Source organism: Solimonas variicoloris DSM 15731, from assembly GCF_000382285.1.
Classification (GTDB): domain Bacteria; phylum Pseudomonadota; class Gammaproteobacteria; order Nevskiales; family Nevskiaceae; genus Solimonas; species Solimonas variicoloris.
The window spans coordinates 162,763-179,828 of sequence record NZ_KB907927.1; the positions used below are offsets into that span (position 1 = coordinate 162,763).

The following is a 17,066-nucleotide window of genomic DNA, read 5'->3' on the forward strand; positions in this document are numbered from 1 at the left end:
CCTCAGCGCGCGGTGCGCGCCTCGTTCAGATGTGCGATCAGGTCGAGCGGCAGGCGGCGGCCGGCGAGATAGTCGTCGACGCAGCGCAGGACCATCGGACTGCGATGCCGCTCGCGCGACGCGACGAGCTCGTCGCGGCTCATCCAGAGCGCGCGCTCGATGCCGCGGTCGAGCACATGGCCGGGCCGCTCGCACAGCGCGTCGGCGACGAAGGCCACGCGCAGGAAGCCGTATTCGAGCCCTTGCGGATCGTAGTGGTAGAGCCCGAGGAAGTGCGTCGGCAGCACGTCCCAGCCGGTTTCCTCGAGCGTCTCGCGGATCGCGCCTTCGACCAGCGTTTCGCCGTGCTCCCAGTGGCCGGCCGGCTGGTTGAGCAGGCTCGCGCCGTTGATGCGTTCCTCGACCGTCAGGAAACGGCCGTCGCGCTCGACGACGCAGGCGACGACGACGTGCGGCGTCCAGCCGGCGCTCACGACAGCTTGCCCTGGCGACGCAGGTGGTAATAGCCCTGCGGGTCCGGATTGCCGAGCGAACGCAGCAGGTTCTGGACGAGCGGCGGCGCGTCGGCCTTCGGCCGCAGCTGCAGATGCAGCTCATACGAGCGGTCGGCCTTGGCGCGCGCGTCACCGGCGACTTCGAGCGAGCCGCCGAGCGTGTGCACGAGGGCGACCATATCGCTGCCGTCGCGGCTGATCGTCGCCTCGTAATCGCCGAGCACGATCGGTTCCTTGGCCAGCGTCCAGGCCAGGCCCTGCACGCGCAGCGTGCCTTCGGCGTCGACCGGCCAGTTGTCGAGCAGCTTGAGCGTCGGCAGATCGAGGCTGGCCTGGCCGTCGATCGGCGCGAACGGCTGGCCGAAGGCGGCGAGCAGCGGCTTGAGGGCGCTGCCGATGCGCAGGTCGGCGGCGCGCACGCTGTTGTAGCCCTTGCTGACGTGGCCGCTGATCAGCACGCCGCCGCGGCTGTCGAGTTCGGCGCCGAGGCGGCCGAGCAGCAGATCGCTCAGGCGCAGGCGCCAGTGCAGCTGCTCGGCGAGCGGCCGGCCGCCGACCAGCACGACCGCGGCGCTGCCGTCGTGCAGCGTGCCGCCGACGCCGGCGAGCGCGATCTCGCCGCCGAGCCGGGGCTTGAGCCAGCCGTACAGCGTCGCCGCCGGCGCCAGCAGGACGAGGCTGACGAGAAAGGTGAGCGCGCCGACCAGCGCGTACAGGGTGCGTCGCTTCATGTCAGCGGGCCAGCGTGAAACGGGCGTTGACGAGGCCCGGCGCCGAGCCGGGTTCGATCTCGGCGCTGTCGACGCCGATGCCGTAGCGCGACTGCAGCTCGCCGAGCCAGCGCAGGGTGTTGTCGAAAGGCACGTCTTCGAACCAGACCTTGACGGCCTTGTCGCCGGCGCCGTCCGGCTGCACGCGGGTCGGCGCCTTGCCGAGCGTGCCGCCGCGGCTGGTCTGGTCGACGACCGACAGCAGCGCGGCGCTGCGGTCGACCGCGCCGGCGCGGCGGCCGCTCTGCGCGAGCGCCGCGGCGCTCTCGATGCGCACTGCCAGGGCACGGGCGCTGTCGAGCGCGGCGGCGCGCTGGCGCTGCGCATTGACGAGCGTTTCCCAGATGCCGAGGTAGAGCACCATCACGACCAGCACGCTGGCGCCGGCGAGCACGATCAGGCGCTCGCGCGGCTGCAGTTGTTCGAGCGCGGCGCGGGCCCGCGCCTGCCATTGTTCGATCAGGGCGTTCATGAAGCGGAGAGGCGGATGCGGATCTGCACGCCTTCGGCGCCGGCGTTGGCCGATTCGACGCCGAGCTGGGCGCCGCGGCTGCCGCCGGAGAACCAGCTCTTCAGGCGTTCGAGCAGTTCGAGGTTGGCCGCGCCGAGCTGCGCGTAGAGCGCGCCGTCGCGGAACTGCAGCGTCTGCAGGCGCAGGCCCGGCTGCGCGGCGAGCGCTTGCGACAGGACGTCGAGCAGCGGAATGAAACCGCCGCCGCTGCCGCCCTGCAGCGCGGCGAGCTGCTGCGTGAGCTGCGCGTCGAGATCGACGATGCGGGTCTCGTTCGGGAAGATCTGCTGGTAGCGCGCCACGTTGGCGGCTTCCTGCATGGCGAGTTCGCGCTTGAGGCGATAGGCCTCGATGCCATGCACGAGCATCGTCAGCACGATCGCGACGCCGGCCAGCGTCGCCGCCGCCTTCCACGGCGCCAGCCAGCGCAGGCGATTGCGCTTGGGCGAGTAGTCGCCCTGCAGGAGGTCAATCGCGTCGGCGGTGCGCAGCTGCTGCAGCAGCGCTTCGAGCGCGGTCGCGAAACCGTGGCGCGGTTCGACCGGCCAGCCGAGCGCGCTGACGTCGAAGGCTTCGTCGCGCGGCACGGTCAGGCGCAGGGTCTTCTGCTTGTCCGGATCGGCGAGTTCCAGGCAGAAACCGAGATCCTCGGCGAGGCAGACGAAGCCGGCGTCGCGCGCGGTGCGTACGATCGCCTGATCGCCGTCGACCAGCGCATGAATGTGGGTGTCGTCCGGGACCGCCAGCGCCAGCACGTCGGGCAGCATCAGGTCGGCGTGCAGGCCCTGCGCCTGCAGTAGCGCGAGCCAGGCCGCCATGCGCTCGCGCGAGACGATCGCCAGCGGCCAGCGGCCGTCCGCCATGCGGCTGCCGAGCGCGAAGTGCAGGGTGTCGACGTCCTCGGCGAACTGCTCTTCGAGAACGTAGGGCGCCGCCTGCAGCACCTTGGCCGGCTGCCGTGCCGGCACCTGCACGGTGGCCAGCCGCACGTCTGCCGACGGCACCAGCACGACCACGCGGTGCTGCGCGGCCAGCGCTGCCAGCGTGTCCAGCGGCGCGCGCTGGACCACGAACGAGGCGATCGCGTCGGCGCGGGCGATGCAGTACTCGACCGGCTCGGCGGGGTCGGCCGAACGCAGGCGGATGTAGAGGGTTTCTCGCATTTATTCGGTGAAGGTGCTGCGTCCGTAGACGAGCGGCACGCCGCCGCTCTTCGGCCGATACAGGAAACTATACAGGGCGAGGCGGCCACTGCCTATGTAAGCCTCGGCGCGCAGTTCGAAGAACTCGCTGCTGGTACCGATCAGGCTCTTGTCGACCTTGGCGGTCGAGAAGTTGTACTGATTGTCGAGGTCCTCGATCCGCTCTGCCGGACGCGCGCCGCGCTCGGCGATGAAGCGCTCGAGCGGCGTGCCGGCGTCCGGGAACAGCGCCAGCAGCAGCAGCGGCGGCGCCGTGTTGATGTTGATCGGCGTGCCGTTGCGCGGCAGCGCGGCGATCAGGTCGGCAAGCTTGGCGTAGACCTGCGGCGTCATGCCCTTGACCGCGAGCAGCTCGCTGACGCTCTGCATCGGCCGGTTCGGCACGCGCCGCGGCGGATCGAGACCGAGATAGTCGGCATCCTCGCCGCCGTCGGTGCCGGTCGGTTCGCTGTCGGTATCGATGTAGTCGCGGATCGCATTGGCGAGCGCCTTGCCCTGGTACTCGTCGCCGCCGGTCGCCTGCTGGTAAAGGCGCACGAAGATCGCGACCTGCTTGTTGTAGACGTCGCTGGTGCCCTGCACGCCGAGGTTGTTGAGGTTGTAGCGGCCCTGCAGATCGATGATGTTGCCGCGCAGGCCGCCTTCGTCGACCGGCAGCGCCGCCGGCGTCGCCCAGATGTCCTTGAGCGAGTCGTAGCGGTTCAGTTCGGCGTCGCGCAGCAGGATGGTGCGCACCCAGGATTCGACACCGTCGAGATACCACCAGCCGAGTTCGGACTCCTGCAGGTTCTGCGTGCGGTGGATCGCCAGGTTCGCCGAAGTCAGCACCGCCGCGGCGGCGATCGCCGCGAGCGCGACGACCAGCACGGCGGTGATCAGGGCGATGCCGCGTTGCCGACGCTTCCTCACGAATCGCTCCCGCCGCTCGCACTGCCGCCGTCGCCATCGCTGTCGGGTGTCGTCGGGTTGCTATCCGGGGTGGGCACGACGCTGCCGGTGCTGCGCGCCGCCTGCGGATCGAGCCCGAGCTTGAACAGGAAGCGCAGCTCGCCGAGATCCTTGGTGTTCAGCGTCACTTCGACGCCGAGCGGCGGCGCCACGCCGGCGGCCTGCGCGGCGGTCGTCGCCGTCTCCAGCGTCGGCCAGCGCGTGCGCCACTCGCGTTGCTCGTCGAGGAAGCGCCAGCGCAGATCGGTGACATCGCGCAGCAGCACGACGTCGACCGGCTTAGTGTCCTGGGCGCGGTCGAGCAGCCGCCAGCTGGAGCGGATCAGTGCGCCGTCCGCGAGCCGGTAGGCGACGCGTTCGAGCGTCGGGCGCGGCAGCAGCAGCGGATTGCGCCAGCCGCCGCGCGTGAATTCGACGGCGGCGTTGTCGGCGCCGAGCAGCGCAGCCTGCAGATCGCCGTAGTTGTCGCGGATCGGCCGGTTGCTGAGCTGCTGGAAATCGTTGCGCAGACGCATGTAGGCCTTCTGCAGCTCGGCCAGGCGCTGCTGCGCGGTTTCGACCGAGGCGCGTGTTTTCAATACGGCATCGAGGCCGCCGTAGGCGAGCATCGCGAAGATCGCGAAGATCGCCACGACAATGATGATCTCCAGCAGCGTGAAGCCGCGCGCGCGGCGGGCAGGGCGGCTCATTTGCGCCCCGCATCGCCGATGAAGGCGGCCAGGCGCGCGAGCGGCGCCGGCTTGTCGAGACTGCCGGGCTTGCCCTTGTCGGCCATCACCCGAATGTCGACGCGACGCAGATGCGGATCGGCCGTGGCCTGCACCTCCATTTCCCATTTCCATTCGGCGCCGGCCATTTCGGCCTTGCCGTCGGATTTGCCGGTGTCCGGCCAGGCGCGTTGCAGCGCCAGCTCGCTGAGACGGTTGTGCGCGACCCACAGCGCGACGGTCTTCTCGCGCAGATAGGCGGCGTTGCTGGTGTAGCGCGCCATGCCGGCGATGATCGCGCCCAGCGCGATCGCCACCACGGCGACGGCGGCGAGCATCTCGATCAGCGTGAAACCGCGTGCGCGCGCCCTCATCGGCCGTTCTCCAGCGTCTTCAGGCTGCCGCGGCCGAGGTTGTCGATCTCGACGCGGTACGTGACCGGCACGCCCGGCGCGGCGACATCGAGCGTCAGAGCCGTGGCTTCGCCGCTCGACAGGAACATCGCCGCCGGCTTCAGCGCCTTGGTGTCCTCTTCGTCTTTCTTCTTCTGCGTCTCGGCGTCCTCGGCGTCGTCCTTGCCGGGGCCGTCCTGGGTCTTGGCGGCCTCGCGCTCGGCGGCCGCCTGGGCGGCCTTGCCGGCGGCGAGCAGATCGGCGAGCGGGGTCGGCGGCACGACCCGCCCCTCGACGCGCAGGTCGAGGGCGAGTGGAGCCTGCACCTTGCGCGGCCGCAGCGGACCGTCGGTGATCGGCACCCAGCGGCCGGTCATCGCCGAGGTCACGAAGGCATAGCCCTGGTCAGTGTAGACGAAGCCGATCTCGACGCCCTGCATCTCGGCGTCCTCGGCGGCCATCGCGAACAGTTGCTGCAGGCGCTGCGCCTCGGTTTCGAGCTTGTCGGCCAGCGCCCGATTGCTCATCGACAGCGTCGCGAACGTGACCAGGATGCCGACGATGACGACGACGACCAGGATTTCGATCAGCGTGAAGCCGCGCGCGGCGCGCGGCGGCGAAATGCGGAACCTGGAAGTCGGGATCATGCCCGGCCTTGGAGCCTGTTGGGAGAGCGGGAGTTCAGTATGCGGCGGCGGTATTGCAGGCTTGCGGTCCACCGTCGCGGCGCGGCCGGGCCTGCGTTCGGGAGTGTAACCGGTTGCCCCGCCGCATGAGTGCGCCGCTGCTGCGGCCGGTGGCGCGCGAAGCCGCGGGCCTGCCGGCGAGCCGCCGTTCGCGGCGGCAGATGTCGGCGGCGGGGCGGCGCTGCCCGATTCGCTCGCGCCGCATCGGGCCGACGCGCCCAAGGGCGCCGACTGACAATCGGGCGGCCGCCGGCCACGAAAAAGCCCGCGCGAAGCGGGCTTTTTCGATGCTGTGAAAAAACGCGTGGCTCAGCCGCCGAGATCCCAGTTGCCGATATCGGCATCGGTGCCTTCGCCGCCGGGCTTGCCGTCGCGGCCCAGCGAGAAGATGTCGATCTCGCCCTTGGTGCCCGGCGACAGGTACTGATACGGATTGCCCCAGGGATCCTTCGGCAAGGTCTGGATGTAGCCGCCGGCCTTGTAGTTCTTGGGCTCCGGGTCGCCGCCCGGCTTGGTGACGAGCGCGTCGAGGCCCTGCTGCGTCGACGGATAGTTGAAGTTGTCGAGCTTGTAGAGATTGAGCGCCGATTCGAGGGCGCGGATGTCCTGCTTGGCCTTGACGACCCGGGCCTGATCCGGCTTGTCCATGATTTTGGGGACGACCATCGCGGCGAGAATGCCGAGGATGATGACCACGACCATGATTTCGATCAGGGTGAAGCCGCTCTGTGCCGTGCGGCGCGCGCGAAATGATTTCATTGGGAGATAATGTCGACTGCAAAAAGAGAGGCGGTGCGCCTTTCGGCCGATGATAACAAACTCGATTCTTCGCGCCCGTGACGTCTGGGCGTGCCCCCTGCTGCTGGTGCTGGTCATGGTCGTTGCCGAGCTGTTCGGCGACGCCGGCCGTGCTGCGCTCCAGTACGAGCGCACGCTGATATCCGGCGGGCAGTGGTGGCGGCTGTTGACCGGCAGCATCGTTCACCTCGGCTGGTATCACCTGATGCTCAATGCGATCGGCATCGGCGTGCTGGTGCTGCTGTGTCCGCAGCCGCTGTCGCCGTGGATCTGGCTGCGCCGCCTGGCGCTGATCGCGCTTGGCATGAGCCTGTGCCTGTACGCCTTCGTGCCGAAGCTGCAGACCTACGTCGGCATGTCCGGCGTGATCCACGGTCTGTTCGTGCTCGGTCTGGTGCCGCAGCTGCTGGGACGCGCCAAGGAGGCGGGATCGTCCGATCCGCTGAACCGGGCCATCGCCGGCGCTTGCCTGGCCTACCTGATCGGCAAGCTCGGCTACGAGATCGTCACCGGCGCCCCCGTTTCGGACGAGGCCGCGATCGGCGGCCATGTCGTCACCGAGTCGCATCTGTACGGCTCGCTCAGCGCTCTGGTTTACGGCCTTGTGTTTGGCAGCTTCAGCGGGCGGGAAGCCCGTTCCGATCCACCCGAACCACCACTGCAGGACCTTTCATGAGTTACGCCATGCTGTTTCCCGGACAGGGCTCGCAAGCCGTCGGCATGCTGTCCGGCCATACCGACCCCGTCATTCGCGCGACCTTCGACGAAGCCTCGCAGGCGCTCGGCTGGGATCTCGCCCGGCTCGTCGCCGAAGGCCCGGAAGCCGAGCTGAACCAGACTGCGCGCACGCAGCCGGCACTGCTCGCCGCCGGCATCGCCGTCTGGCGGCTGTGGCAGGCGCGGCAGCTGCCGGCGCCGGTCGCGCTGGCCGGTCACAGTCTCGGCGAGTACACCGCCCTGGTCGCCGCCGGCAGCCTGGACTTCGCCGATGCGCTGCGTCTCGTCGAACTGCGCGGCCAGCTGATGCAGGCGGCGGTGCCGGCCGGCGTCGGCGGCATGGCGGCGGTCGTCGGACTCGACGATGCCGCGGTCGAGGCCTTCTGCCGCGAGTACGCCGGCGACGGCGTGCTCGAACCGGCCAACTACAACGCGCCGGGCCAGGTCGTCGTCGCCGGCAGCGTGCCGGCACTCGAGTGGCTGGAACGCGAAGGCAAGGCGCACGGCGCGCGCATGGTCGTGCGCCTGGCGATGTCGGTGCCTTCGCATTGCTCGCTGCTGCGCGAAGCCGCCGACCGGCTCGGTGAACGCCTCGCGCAGACGGCCGTTAACGCGCCTGCAATCCCGGTCCGCCACAATCTCGACGGGCAGGTACGCACCGACGCCGACGGCATCCGCCAGGCGCTGCGCGAGCAGCTGTATCGTCCGGTGCGCTGGGCGGCGACGATCGCGCAGCTCAAGGGCGAAGGCGTCGCTACGTTCCTCGAGTGCGGGCCGGGCAAGGTCCTGGTCGGGCTCAACAAGCGCATTGCCAAGGATGCGACGTCGTTCGCGCTCGAAGAAGCCGAGGGCGTCGAGAAAGCGGCGGCAGCTGTCAAGGCTTGACGGGGAAGGCAGGCGGCCGGCTAAATGCGCGCCGCCAGCCGATCGATATAAAGTGCTGCGGTGCAACGAAGTGTTCGTTCCCCCGCCGCCAACGCAAGTTCACACATCCGATGACTGATTCCGTTCGAGCTACCGGCGCTGATAGTGCGCAGCGCGAGGTAGCCTTGGTTACCGGTGCCAGCCGTGGCATCGGTGCCGCCATTGCCGCGCGGCTCGCCCGCGACGGTGCCAAGGTCTATGGCACCGCGACCAGCGAAGCCGGCGCGGCGAAGATCTCCGAGGCCCTGGCGCCCTATGGCGGCGAGGGCCGCGTGCTCGACGTGCGCGATCCGGCGGCGATCGAGTCGCTGCTCGATGCGATCGGCACCCTCAGCATCCTCGTCAACAATGCCGGCGTCACGCGCGATACGCTGATGCTGCGCATGAAGGACGAGGACTGGGCGCAGGTGCTCGATACCGACCTCACCTCCGTGTTCCGCCTGTCGCGTGCGGTGCTGCGCGGCATGATGAAGGCGCGCTACGGCCGCATCGTCAGCATCGGCTCGGTGGTCGGCAGCATGGGCAACCCGGGCCAGGCGAATTACTGTGCGGCGAAGGCCGGCCTGATCGGCTTCTCGAAGTCGCTGGCGCAGGAGATCGGTTCGCGCGGCATCACCGTCAACGTCGTCGCGCCGGGCTTCATCGATACCGACATGACCAAGTCCTTGAGCGAGGATGTGCGCAAGGGCCTGATGGAGCGCGTGCCGGTGCAGCGCCTCGGTGCGCCCGAGGACATCGCCGCCGCCGTCGCCTATCTGGCCTCGCGCGAGGCCGGGTACGTGACCGGCACGACGCTGCACGTCAACGGCGGTCTGTACATGGATTGATTCTGGAGATTAATTCCGGGATTGATTCCGGCCGGGGCTTACGCCACTTGCGCATACGCCTCCGTATGTTTCCAGATGTGCTGTGCAGCGGAACAAGGCACTGAATTTGCTTGATTTCGCTGTTGCTGTGACCCTCGCGGCGTTTGTCTACAATACGCCGGCTTCAAACATCGACAACAGTTGTCTCCAGGAGTAATGCATGAGTACGTTGGAAGAGAAGGTCAAGAAGATCATCGCTGAGCAGCTCTCGGTCAGCGAAGATCAGATCACGCCGGAGGCCTCGTTCGTCGAAGACCTCGGTGCCGACTCTCTGGATACGGTCGAACTCGTGATGGCGCTCGAGGAAGAGTTCGAGATCGATATCCCGGACGAGGAAGCGGAAAAGATCGTCACGTTCAAGGATGTCCTGACTTACATCAAGGCGCACGCGCCGCAGCAAGGCTGATCCATCTTTGCATCTCCCACAATCAGGTATTGACCGATGAGCCGTAGGCGTGTCGTCGTCACCGGCCTGGGCATCGTTTCGCCAGTAGGCAACGACGTCACCACGGCATGGGACAACATCCTCGCGGGGAGATCCGGTATCGGGCCGATCACGTATTACGACGTGTCGGCCTATACCACCAAATTCGGCGGCATGATCCGTGACTTCGACGCCAGCCAGTGGCTGAGCGTGAAGGACGTCAAGCGCACCGATCCCTTCATTCATTACGGTGTCGCCGCTGCCAAGCAGGCGGTCCGCGACGCCGGTATCGAAATCACCGAGGAGAACCGCGAACGCATCGGCGTCTGCGTCGGTTCCGGCATCGGCGGCATCGGCACGATCGAGGAAGAATGCCGGGCGTTGCACAAGTCCGGGCCGAAACGCGTGTCGCCGTTCTTCGTGCCGAGCTCGATCATCAACATGATCTCGGGCTATATCTCGATCGACCTCGGCATCACCGGTCCGAACATCGCGACGGTCACCGCCTGCACGACCGCGACGCACGCGATCGGCATCGGTGCGCGTCTGATCCAGGCCGGCGACGCCGATGTTTTCGTGGTCGGGGCCGGCGAAGCGGGTTCGGCACCGGCGGGCATGGCGGGCTTCTGCCAGGCGCGCGCGCTGTCGACACGCAACGACGCACCGGAACAGGCCAGCCGGCCCTGGGACAAGGACCGTGACGGCTTCGTGCTCGGCGACGGCGCCGGCGTTCTCGTGATCGAGGATCTGGAGCACGCCCGGAAGCGCGGCGCCAAGATCTACGCCGAGCTGATCGGTTTCGGCATGTCGGCCGACGCCTATCACATCACGCTGCCGCCGGAAGACGGCAACGGCGCGCGCCGCTGCATGCAGAACACGCTGCGCGATGCCGGCATCAATCCGGAACAGGTCGACTACATCAACGCGCACGGCACCTCGACGCCGGCGGGCGATGTCGCCGAGACGCAGGCCGTCAAGGCGGCGTTCGGCGATCACGCCTACAAGGTGTCGATCAGCTCGACCAAGTCGATGACCGGGCATCTGCTCGGCGCGGCTGGCGGCATCGAGGCGATCTTCTCGGTGCTGGCACTGCGCGATCAGGTCGTACCGCCGACGATCAATCTCGACCATCCGGGCGAAGGCTGCGATCTCGACTACACGCCGCATACCGCGAAGCAGAAGAAACTGGAGATCGCGATCTCCAACTCCTTCGGCTTCGGCGGCACCAACGGCTGCGTCGCCTTCAAGCGCTTCGTCTGACGCCCGCCGCCATGCGGCGCGCGGAGCTGCATTCCGCCGTGGATCTGCTGGCGCTGCATCGCCAGCATCCACGGCGTTTTCCTTTCCTGCTGCAGAGCGTCGCCGGCCACCCGCAATCCGGCCGCTGGGATCTGCTGTTCGCGTTTCCGCAGGAGGAACTCCGGCTCGATGCGTCGGGCCTTTCGGCGAGCCGGCCGGAACTTGCGCAGGGCGGCGATTTCTTCGCCGCGCTCGATCGCTGGTGCGCGCGCGAACCGCGCGGCGACGGCGGCGAGCTGCCATTCTGCGGCGGCTGGTTTCTCTATCTCGGCTACGAAGCCGCGCGCCACGTCGAGCCGACGCTGACGCTGCCGCCGTCGCCGTTCGCTCTGCCGGACGCGCTCGCGGTGCGCTGTCCGGCGGCGATCGTCCACGATCGCGAACAGGATCGCTGCTACGCCATCGTCGAGGACGACGCGGCGCAACTCGCCGAACTGATCGCGCTCGCCGAAGGCGCGACACCGTCAGGGCCGAGTGCGCCAGTGACAGCCGTCGTGGCCGACGAGGAGGACGCAACCCGCTATCTCGACGGCGTCACCCGCGTGCTCGATTACCTGCGCGCCGGTGATGTTTTCCAGGTCAACCTGTCGCGTCGCTGGGACGTCCGCGTCGACGCGCGGCTCAATGCCGCCGACCTCTACGCGAGCCTGCGCGAGCGCAATCCGGCGCCGTTCGCCGGCCTGATGCGCTGGGGCGATCTGGCCGTGCTCAGCTCGTCCCCGGAGCGCCTGCTGAGCATCGACGCGCGACGCGCGCAGACCCGCCCGATCGCCGGCACACGCCGCCGCAGCGCCGACGCCGCCGAGGACGCCGCGCTGAAGACCGTCTTGCGCGAAAACCTCAAGGAGCGTGCCGAGCACGTCATGCTGCTCGACCTCGAGCGCAACGATCTCGGCCGTGTCTGCGTGCCGGGCACGGTCGAAGTCGACGAGCTGATGACGCTTGAAAGCTACGCGCACGTGCATCACATCGTCTCCAACGTGCGCGGTCGCCTGCGCGACGGCGTCGGGCCTGGCGAGGCGTTGCGCGCCGTCTTCCCGGGCGGCACGATCACCGGCTGTCCGAAAGTGCGCGTCATGCAGGTGATCGCCGAACTCGAAGGGGAAGGGCGCGGGCCCTATACCGGCGCCTTCGGCTATCTATCGCGCGACGGACGCTTCGACAGCAACATCCTGATCCGTACCATGGTCTGGCAACGCGGCCAGGTGGCGTTCCGCGCCGGCGCCGGCATCGTCGCCGATTCGCAACCGCAGGCCGAGCTCGCCGAAACCCGGGCCAAGGCGCGCGGCCTGCTGCTGGCGCTGGGTGCGGACGCGTGAAAGCCTTGATCGACGGCCGGCCCGGCGACGCCGTGGCGCTGGACAACCGCGCGCTGGCTTACGGCGACGGCGTGTTCCGCACGCTGCTGGTCATCGACGGCGTGGCGCTGAACGTCGACGACCACCTGGCCGCGCTGGCCCATGATGCGGAACGCCTCGACCTCGAGATGCCGCCACCAGAACTGCTGCGGGCCGACACCCGCGTGCTGGCCAAGGGCCAGGCACGCGCGGTACTGAAATGGCTGCTGGTACGCCGCAGCGAAGGTCGCGGCTACCGGCCGGCGACACGTGCAGCGACACGCATCGTGCTGCGCAGTCCCGCGCCGTGCTACGAAGGTGATCCGTGGCGGTGCGGCGTCGTCGCCGACTGGTCGACGTTGACGCTAGCCACGCAGCCGCGGCTCGCCGGCGTCAAGCATCTCAACCGGCTCGAACAGGTGCTGGCCTCGCGCGAACTCGGCGCCGGCGTCGACGAGCGGCTGATGTGCGATCATGACGGCCGCGTCATCGGCGGTACGCGCAGCAACCTGTTCTGGGTGACGGACGGCGCGCTGCGCACGCCGCGCCTCGATCGCTGCGGCATCGCCGGCACGATGCGCGCGCGCATCATGAGGCTCGCGCGTGAATCGGGCATCGATGTGTGCGAGATCGACGCGCCGCGCCAAGCCTTGCTCGACGCGCAGGAGGCCTTCGTCAGCAACGCACTGATCGGAGTATGGCCGCTGCGCCGAATCGGCACGCGCGACTATCCCGCGCCCGGCGCGCTGACACGGCGCCTGATGCAAGCACTCCGTCATCCGCCACTGAACTGAAGACGCCTGCGTGATTCGCCGCCGATTGGTCCGTCCGCTGTTGCTGCTCATCGCGATCGTCACCGCGACGATCGGCGGCCTTCTGTTCGACGGCTGGCAACAGCTGCACGCGCCGCTGCGCGTCGACACCGCGCAGACGATCGAGATTGCCCCAGGTGACACGCTGGCCGGCGTGCTCGCGCGCATGAATGCGCAGCGCTGGCTGCCGAGTGCACGCGCGGCGCTCTATCTGCGACTGTACGTGCGCTGGCACGCAGTCGGCGGCCGCGTCCGCAGCGGCGAGTACGCGCTCGATGCGCACCAGAACCTGCTCGATGCGCTCGATCTGTTCCTGTCGGGACGCACGATCGTGCACGAGCTGCGCATCGTCGAAGGCTGGACGTTCGCGCAGGCGCTGCAGGCGGTGCGCGCGAACCCGATGATCCGTCAGACGCTGGCCGACACGAAGCCGGACGCGATCATGGCGGCGCTCGGCCAGCCCGGCCAGCATCCGGAAGGGCGTTTCTTCCCGGATACCTACCGCTTTCCGAAGGAGACCAGCGATCTGACGCTGCTGCGCCAGGCCTATGCGGCGATGCAGAAGGCGCTGGCCGAGGAATGGGCACAGCGTGCGCCGGACCTGCCGTACGCGACGCCCGACGAAGCGCTGACCATGGCTTCGATCGTCGAGAAGGAAACCGGCGTCGCCGCCGAGCGCGCACAGATCGCCGGCGTGTTCGTGCGCCGCCTGCGGCTTGGCATGCGCCTGCAGACCGATCCGACCGTGATCTACGGTCTCGGCGAACGCTTCGACGGCAATATCCGCATCGTCGATTTGCGTACCGATACGCCTTACAACACCTATACGCGTAACGGCCTGCCGCCGACGCCGATCAGCCTGCCGGGCCGCGCCGCGCTGCATGCGGCCCTGCATCCGGACGACGGCCAGGCGTTATTCTTCGTGTCCCGGGGCGACGGCACCCATGTGTTCTCGGCCACGCTCGCCGAGCATCAGGCTGCGGTCCGCCGCTACCAATTGAAGAAGTAGACCGGTATTTCTGGCATGACGACACGCGGACGGTTCATCACGCTCGAAGGCGGCGAGGGCGCCGGCAAGTCGACGCAGGCGCGCTTCATCCGCGACTGGCTCGTCGAGCGCGGCCGCGAGGTGGTGCTGACCCGCGAGCCCGGTGGTTCGCCGCTGGCCGAGGCGATCCGTAGCCTGGTGCTCGGCGACTGGGCCGAAGGCGTCACGCCGCCGACCGAAGTCATGCTGATGTTCGCGGCGCGCGCCGCGCACTGGCACACGACGATCGAGCCGGCGCTCGCGGCCGGTCGCGATGTCGTCTGCGATCGTTTCGTCGATTCCAGCTACGCCTATCAGGGCGCGGGCAAGGGCGTCGATGAGACCGCGCTGCAGGTGCTCGAGCGGCTGGCGGTCGGCAGCCACAAACCAGACCTGACGCTGCTGTTCGATATCGAACCTGCGCTCGGCCTGCAGCGTACGCGCGAGCGCGGCGAGGAAAACCGCTTCGAGCAGGAGACGCTCGAATTCATGCAGCGCGTGCGCGAATCCTTTGTGGCACGCGCGCGCGCCGAGCCGGCGCGTTTCGCGATGATCGACGCTGCGTGCGACGCCGATGCGGTCAGCGCCAGCGTCGCGCAAGTGCTGGTCGCGCGCCTCGCGCCGGTGCCGGAAACCGCGGCATGAGCGCAGCGCTGTGGCGACCGCTGCCGTGGCAGCAGGAGCGCTGGCTGGAGCTGACGTCGCTGGTGCTGCAACAGCGGCTGCCGCACGCCATGCTGCTGTCCGGCGGAGCCGGTATCGGCAAGCGCTGGTTCGCGCGCGCGCTGATCGCATTCACTCTCTGCGAACAACGCAGCGGCTACGCCTGCGGACATTGCCGCAGCTGCCTGCAGCTTGCCGCCGGCAGCCACCCCAACGCCGCGCTGCTCGGCGTCGACGGTCACCTGGGCCTGGCGATGACGCCGGACAGTTTCGCCGAGCAGGGACTGGTGCACTGGCAGCCGGACGCCGAGCGCAAGCGGCGCGATATCTCGATCGAGGGCGCGCGCAGCCTGATCGCCAAGCTCAGCCTCGCCAGCCACTACGGCAGCGCCAAGTGCGCCATGATCGAACCGGCCGACCTGCTCAACGCCAGCAGCGCCAACGCGCTGCTGAAGACCATCGAGGAACCGCCGGCCGGCACGCACCTGCTGCTCATCAGCGAGCGTCCGCAGGCGCTGCCGGCGACGCTGCGCAGCCGCTGCCAACGAATCCGTTTCGCGCCGCCCGAAACCGGCGTCGCACGGGCCTGGATGGCCGAGCAGGGCGTCCGCGACGAGGAGGCACTGGCGTTCGCGCTCGGCGCGCCGCTGCGCGCGCTGGCCCTGAGCGCGGACGACGGGGTCGCCATACGCCGCCAGTGGGCCGAGCTCTGGAGCGCTGTCGCCGCCGGCCGCCGCGATCCGCTCAGCGCCGCTGCCGCGGTCGACAAGGACAGTGTTGCCGAACATCTGAGCTGGGTGCAGTCCTGGCTCGCCGGCGAACTACGAGAACTGCTGTCGCGGGCGGCGCGCGCCGAACAGCGCGAGGCGCTCGCGCTGATGGTGCAGGACGTCTACGACGCGCAGCGGCGCGCTGCTGGCAACGCCCAGCCGCAGCTGCTGATGGAATCGCTGTTCGTGCGCTGGATGCGGCTCGGCCGCACAGCGCTCGCACGCGCCGCCTGATCGGCGCCCGCTATCTTTCACCCATGCCGAGCCGATACAGTTCCAGCCAGATCCTCGGGGACAGACTTTGAGCACACCGCCACGCGCGGGCGGAGCACCGCCCGGCATCCTGACGCTGCACATCAAGGACAAATCGGCCTTGTACGTCGCCTACATGCCGTTCGTGAAAAACGGCGGCCTGTTCATCCCGACCAACAAGGATTACCGGCTTGGCGATGAGGTCTTCATGTTGCTGACGCTGATGGACAACCCCGAGCGTCTGCCGGTAGCCGGCAAGGTGGTCTGGGTCACGCCGCGCGGCGCGCAGAACAAGCGCGTACAAGGCATCGGCGTGCAATTCAGCGCGCAGGACGGCGGCGCCACGCAGAAGAAGATCGAGGGCTTGCTCGCCGGCGCGCTCGGCGCCGACCGGCCGACGCATACGATGTAATCGCCGCTTCGTTCGTTAAGGAGTGAAAGCGCGCCAGCTGCGTCAAGTAAATGGATCATAATGTATATTATGTTAAGTTTTTGGAGAAGGCGCAGTGTCCGGATGCATCCGAGCTAACCTCGTCTTCGCCGCATCGAGCCGTTCAATCCTGATCCCGCTCCGCTCGGTGCGCTCGCGCACGCTGGCGGCGGCCCGGAATTGATCCGCGTCAGTCCGGCGCGGTACCGAGCGCAGGTCCGCAGCAGGTCCGCCAGCTGTTGTCCGGCCTGCTCGCGGTTGCGAAAGCGCATATTGTCTGCGGCGCGCGTCATGGGCTTCGCGCGGCTATCGGCAGGGCGCGGCCGGCGATGGCCCGCCTGCAGCTGTACCGCGGCAAGAGCCGCCGGCATTGCGCATCGGCGAATCGGCGCTTCATCGGCTTCTCCGACGATCGGTCTGCGCAGACCTTAGTGCGTTCGCGGGCCGGCGATCGTCTATGCGCTGCCGCGTGGCGGCGTGCCGGTCGCGGTCGAGATCGCGCGCCGCCTGGGACTGCCGCTGGATCTGATCATGGCGCGCAAGATCGGCCATCCGCAGCAGCCGGAGTATGCGATCGGTGCCGTCACCGAGACCGGCGAGCCGGTCTTCAACGCCGAGGAACGACAACAGCTCGATGCCGACTGGCTCGCCGCGAGGATCAGCGCCGAACGCGCCGAGGCGCGACGCCGGCGCGAGCTCTATTGCGGCGGCCGTGCGCGCCGCTCGGCGCACGGCCAGTGCGCGATCATCGTCGACGACGGCGTCGCCACCGGCCTCACTCTGGAGGCGGCGATTCGCGAACTGCGCGGTGACCATCCGGCCCGGCTGATCGTCGCGGTCGGCGTCGCGCCGCCGGACACCGCGCAGCGTTTTCGCGCGCAGGTCGATGACTTCGTCGCCGTGCACGTGCCGGCGCAGTTCCAGGGTGCCGTCGGCGCGTACTTCGAGGACTTCCACCAGCTCGGCGACGACGACGTGCTCGCCCAGATGCGCTCGCTGCCGGCACCGCCGGACGTGCCGTCATGAAGCGCGCTCGC

Annotated in this window: 22 protein-coding genes; 13 read left to right on the forward strand and 9 right to left on the reverse strand. The window is 68.7% G+C overall.

Annotated elements, in window-relative coordinates; translation table 11 throughout:
- Nucleotides 1-2 precede the first annotated feature (2 nt).
- Genes H149_RS0105420 through H149_RS19805 form a run of 8 tightly spaced genes read right to left on the reverse strand, consistent with a single transcriptional unit; the run spans nucleotide 3 to nucleotide 5,671 of the window.
- Nucleotides 3-473, reverse strand: a complete 471-nt coding sequence (locus tag H149_RS0105420; protein ID WP_020648726.1) for an NUDIX hydrolase — start codon at nucleotides 471-473, stop codon at nucleotides 3-5.
- Entirely contained in the window at nucleotides 470-1,225 is a 756-nt protein-coding gene (locus tag H149_RS0105425; RefSeq protein ID WP_020648727.1) for a type II secretion system protein N, read from the reverse strand. Before H149_RS0105425 ends, H149_RS0105420 begins: the two co-directional genes overlap by 4 nt.
- Nucleotide 1,226: 1 nt before the next feature.
- Nucleotides 1,227-1,736 (reverse strand): type II secretion system protein M, encoded by a 510-nt coding sequence (locus H149_RS0105430; protein ID WP_020648728.1) that lies wholly within the window; start codon nucleotides 1,734-1,736, stop codon nucleotides 1,227-1,229.
- Nucleotides 1,733-2,938: a type II secretion system protein GspL gene (gene gspL / locus H149_RS0105435; RefSeq protein WP_020648729.1), complete on the reverse strand. Its 1,206-nt coding sequence runs from the start codon at nucleotides 2,936-2,938 to the stop codon at nucleotides 1,733-1,735. The genes H149_RS0105430 and gspL overlap by 4 nt, the downstream gene beginning before the upstream one ends.
- The gene (gene gspK, locus H149_RS19795) at nucleotides 2,939-3,886 is read right to left on the reverse strand and encodes a type II secretion system minor pseudopilin GspK (protein ID WP_020648730.1); all 948 of its coding nucleotides are present in this window, start codon (nucleotides 3,884-3,886) and stop codon (nucleotides 2,939-2,941) included.
- Nucleotides 3,883-4,614 (reverse strand): type II secretion system minor pseudopilin GspJ, encoded by a 732-nt coding sequence (gene gspJ / locus H149_RS19800; RefSeq protein ID WP_020648731.1) that lies wholly within the window; start codon nucleotides 4,612-4,614, stop codon nucleotides 3,883-3,885. The genes gspK and gspJ overlap by 4 nt, the downstream gene beginning before the upstream one ends.
- Nucleotides 4,611-5,006: a type II secretion system minor pseudopilin GspI gene (gene gspI, locus H149_RS0105450; RefSeq protein ID WP_020648732.1), complete on the reverse strand. Its 396-nt coding sequence runs from the start codon at nucleotides 5,004-5,006 to the stop codon at nucleotides 4,611-4,613. The genes gspJ and gspI overlap by 4 nt, the downstream gene beginning before the upstream one ends.
- Nucleotides 5,003-5,671 (reverse strand): prepilin-type N-terminal cleavage/methylation domain-containing protein, encoded by a 669-nt coding sequence (locus tag H149_RS19805; protein WP_020648733.1) that lies wholly within the window; start codon nucleotides 5,669-5,671, stop codon nucleotides 5,003-5,005. The genes gspI and H149_RS19805 overlap by 4 nt, the downstream gene beginning before the upstream one ends.
- Before the next feature lie 125 nt (nucleotides 5,672-5,796).
- Here H149_RS19805 and H149_RS23570 point away from each other — a divergent pair, with 125 nt between their 5' ends.
- On the forward strand, nucleotides 5,797-6,006 hold the full coding sequence (locus H149_RS23570; protein WP_020648734.1) for a hypothetical protein: 210 nt from the start codon (nucleotides 5,797-5,799) through the stop codon (nucleotides 6,004-6,006).
- Nucleotides 6,007-6,019: 13 nt separating this feature from the next.
- Here the strand turns inward: H149_RS23570 and gspG are convergent, their stop codons facing one another.
- On the reverse strand, nucleotides 6,020-6,469 hold the full coding sequence (gene gspG, locus H149_RS0105465; protein WP_020648735.1) for a type II secretion system major pseudopilin GspG: 450 nt from the start codon (nucleotides 6,467-6,469) through the stop codon (nucleotides 6,020-6,022).
- A gap of 49 nt (nucleotides 6,470-6,518) precedes the next feature.
- On the opposite strand from gspG, the gene rrtA reads away from it, so the two are divergent.
- The 12 genes from rrtA (at nucleotide 6,519) to H149_RS0105525 (ending at nucleotide 17,055) form a co-directional block, all read left to right on the forward strand.
- A complete protein-coding gene (gene rrtA / locus H149_RS0105470) occupies nucleotides 6,519-7,184 on the forward strand; it encodes a rhombosortase (protein WP_245540469.1) in 666 nt (221 codons plus the stop codon).
- A complete protein-coding gene (gene fabD, locus H149_RS0105475; RefSeq protein ID WP_026352882.1) occupies nucleotides 7,181-8,110 on the forward strand; it encodes an ACP S-malonyltransferase in 930 nt (309 codons plus the stop codon). The genes rrtA and fabD overlap by 4 nt, the downstream gene beginning before the upstream one ends.
- A 110-nt stretch (nucleotides 8,111-8,220) precedes the next feature.
- Entirely contained in the window at nucleotides 8,221-8,976 is a 756-nt protein-coding gene (fabG, locus tag H149_RS0105480) for a 3-oxoacyl-ACP reductase FabG (protein ID WP_051101797.1), read from the forward strand.
- Nucleotides 8,977-9,175: 199 nt separating this feature from the next.
- On the forward strand, nucleotides 9,176-9,421 hold the full coding sequence (gene acpP, locus H149_RS0105485) for an acyl carrier protein (RefSeq protein WP_026352883.1): 246 nt from the start codon (nucleotides 9,176-9,178) through the stop codon (nucleotides 9,419-9,421).
- 36 nt (nucleotides 9,422-9,457) lie between these two features.
- Complete coding sequence (fabF, locus tag H149_RS0105490) at nucleotides 9,458-10,699, forward strand: beta-ketoacyl-ACP synthase II (protein ID WP_039748101.1); 1,242 nt, start codon at nucleotides 9,458-9,460, stop codon at nucleotides 10,697-10,699.
- 11 nt (nucleotides 10,700-10,710) lie between these two features.
- Nucleotides 10,711-12,057 (forward strand): aminodeoxychorismate synthase component I, encoded by a 1,347-nt coding sequence (locus H149_RS0105495; protein WP_020648741.1) that lies wholly within the window; start codon nucleotides 10,711-10,713, stop codon nucleotides 12,055-12,057.
- Entirely contained in the window at nucleotides 12,054-12,869 is an 816-nt protein-coding gene (pabC, locus tag H149_RS0105500) for an aminodeoxychorismate lyase (RefSeq protein ID WP_020648742.1), read from the forward strand. The genes H149_RS0105495 and pabC overlap by 4 nt, the downstream gene beginning before the upstream one ends.
- A 10-nt stretch (nucleotides 12,870-12,879) precedes the next feature.
- The gene (mltG, locus tag H149_RS0105505; RefSeq protein ID WP_245540471.1) at nucleotides 12,880-13,896 is read left to right on the forward strand and encodes an endolytic transglycosylase MltG; all 1,017 of its coding nucleotides are present in this window, start codon (nucleotides 12,880-12,882) and stop codon (nucleotides 13,894-13,896) included.
- 15 nt (nucleotides 13,897-13,911) lie between these two features.
- Complete coding sequence (tmk, locus tag H149_RS0105510; RefSeq protein WP_020648744.1) at nucleotides 13,912-14,559, forward strand: dTMP kinase; 648 nt, start codon at nucleotides 13,912-13,914, stop codon at nucleotides 14,557-14,559.
- Entirely contained in the window at nucleotides 14,556-15,581 is a 1,026-nt protein-coding gene (locus H149_RS19810) for a DNA polymerase III delta subunit-related protein (protein WP_020648745.1), read from the forward strand. The genes tmk and H149_RS19810 overlap by 4 nt, the downstream gene beginning before the upstream one ends.
- 67 nt (nucleotides 15,582-15,648) lie before the next feature.
- Complete coding sequence (locus H149_RS0105520) at nucleotides 15,649-16,011, forward strand: PilZ domain-containing protein (protein WP_083930819.1); 363 nt, start codon at nucleotides 15,649-15,651, stop codon at nucleotides 16,009-16,011.
- 468 nt (nucleotides 16,012-16,479) lie between these two features.
- Nucleotides 16,480-17,055 carry a phosphoribosyltransferase gene (locus tag H149_RS0105525; protein WP_281167568.1) on the forward strand — a complete coding sequence of 192 codons (576 nt, stop codon included), beginning with the start codon at nucleotides 16,480-16,482 and terminating at the stop codon, nucleotides 17,053-17,055.
- Nucleotides 17,056-17,066: the final 11 nt, after the last annotated feature.

What these genes read in the sequence shown, in the direction of transcription:
- H149_RS0105425 (WP_020648727.1), bottom strand. Translation starts at nt 1,225, where the DNA reads ATGAAGCGACGCACCCTGTACGCGCTGGTCGGCGCGCTCACCTTTCTC.
- H149_RS0105430 (WP_020648728.1), bottom strand. Translation starts at nt 1,736, where the DNA reads ATGAACGCCCTGATCGAACAATGGCAGGCGCGGGCCCGCGCCGCGCTC.
- gspL (WP_020648729.1), bottom strand. Translation starts at nt 2,938, where the DNA reads ATGCGAGAAACCCTCTACATCCGCCTGCGTTCGGCCGACCCCGCCGAG.
- gspJ (WP_020648731.1), bottom strand. Translation starts at nt 4,614, where the DNA reads ATGAGCCGCCCTGCCCGCCGCGCGCGCGGCTTCACGCTGCTGGAGATC.
- gspI (WP_020648732.1), bottom strand. Translation starts at nt 5,006, where the DNA reads ATGAGGGCGCGCGCACGCGGTTTCACGCTGATCGAGATGCTCGCCGCC.
- H149_RS19805 (WP_020648733.1), bottom strand. Translation starts at nt 5,671, where the DNA reads ATGATCCCGACTTCCAGGTTCCGCATTTCGCCGCCGCGCGCCGCGCGC.
- H149_RS23570 (WP_020648734.1), top strand. Translation starts at nt 5,797, where the DNA reads ATGAGTGCGCCGCTGCTGCGGCCGGTGGCGCGCGAAGCCGCGGGCCTG.
- gspG (WP_020648735.1), bottom strand. Translation starts at nt 6,469, where the DNA reads ATGAAATCATTTCGCGCGCGCCGCACGGCACAGAGCGGCTTCACCCTG.
- rrtA (WP_245540469.1), top strand. Translation starts at nt 6,519, where the DNA reads ATGATAACAAACTCGATTCTTCGCGCCCGTGACGTCTGGGCGTGCCCC.
- fabD (WP_026352882.1), top strand. Translation starts at nt 7,181, where the DNA reads ATGAGTTACGCCATGCTGTTTCCCGGACAGGGCTCGCAAGCCGTCGGC.
- fabG (WP_051101797.1), top strand. Translation starts at nt 8,221, where the DNA reads ATGACTGATTCCGTTCGAGCTACCGGCGCTGATAGTGCGCAGCGCGAG.
- acpP (WP_026352883.1), top strand. Translation starts at nt 9,176, where the DNA reads ATGAGTACGTTGGAAGAGAAGGTCAAGAAGATCATCGCTGAGCAGCTC.
- fabF (WP_039748101.1), top strand. Translation starts at nt 9,458, where the DNA reads ATGAGCCGTAGGCGTGTCGTCGTCACCGGCCTGGGCATCGTTTCGCCA.
- H149_RS0105495 (WP_020648741.1), top strand. Translation starts at nt 10,711, where the DNA reads ATGCGGCGCGCGGAGCTGCATTCCGCCGTGGATCTGCTGGCGCTGCAT.
- tmk (WP_020648744.1), top strand. Translation starts at nt 13,912, where the DNA reads ATGACGACACGCGGACGGTTCATCACGCTCGAAGGCGGCGAGGGCGCC.
- H149_RS19810 (WP_020648745.1), top strand. Translation starts at nt 14,556, where the DNA reads ATGAGCGCAGCGCTGTGGCGACCGCTGCCGTGGCAGCAGGAGCGCTGG.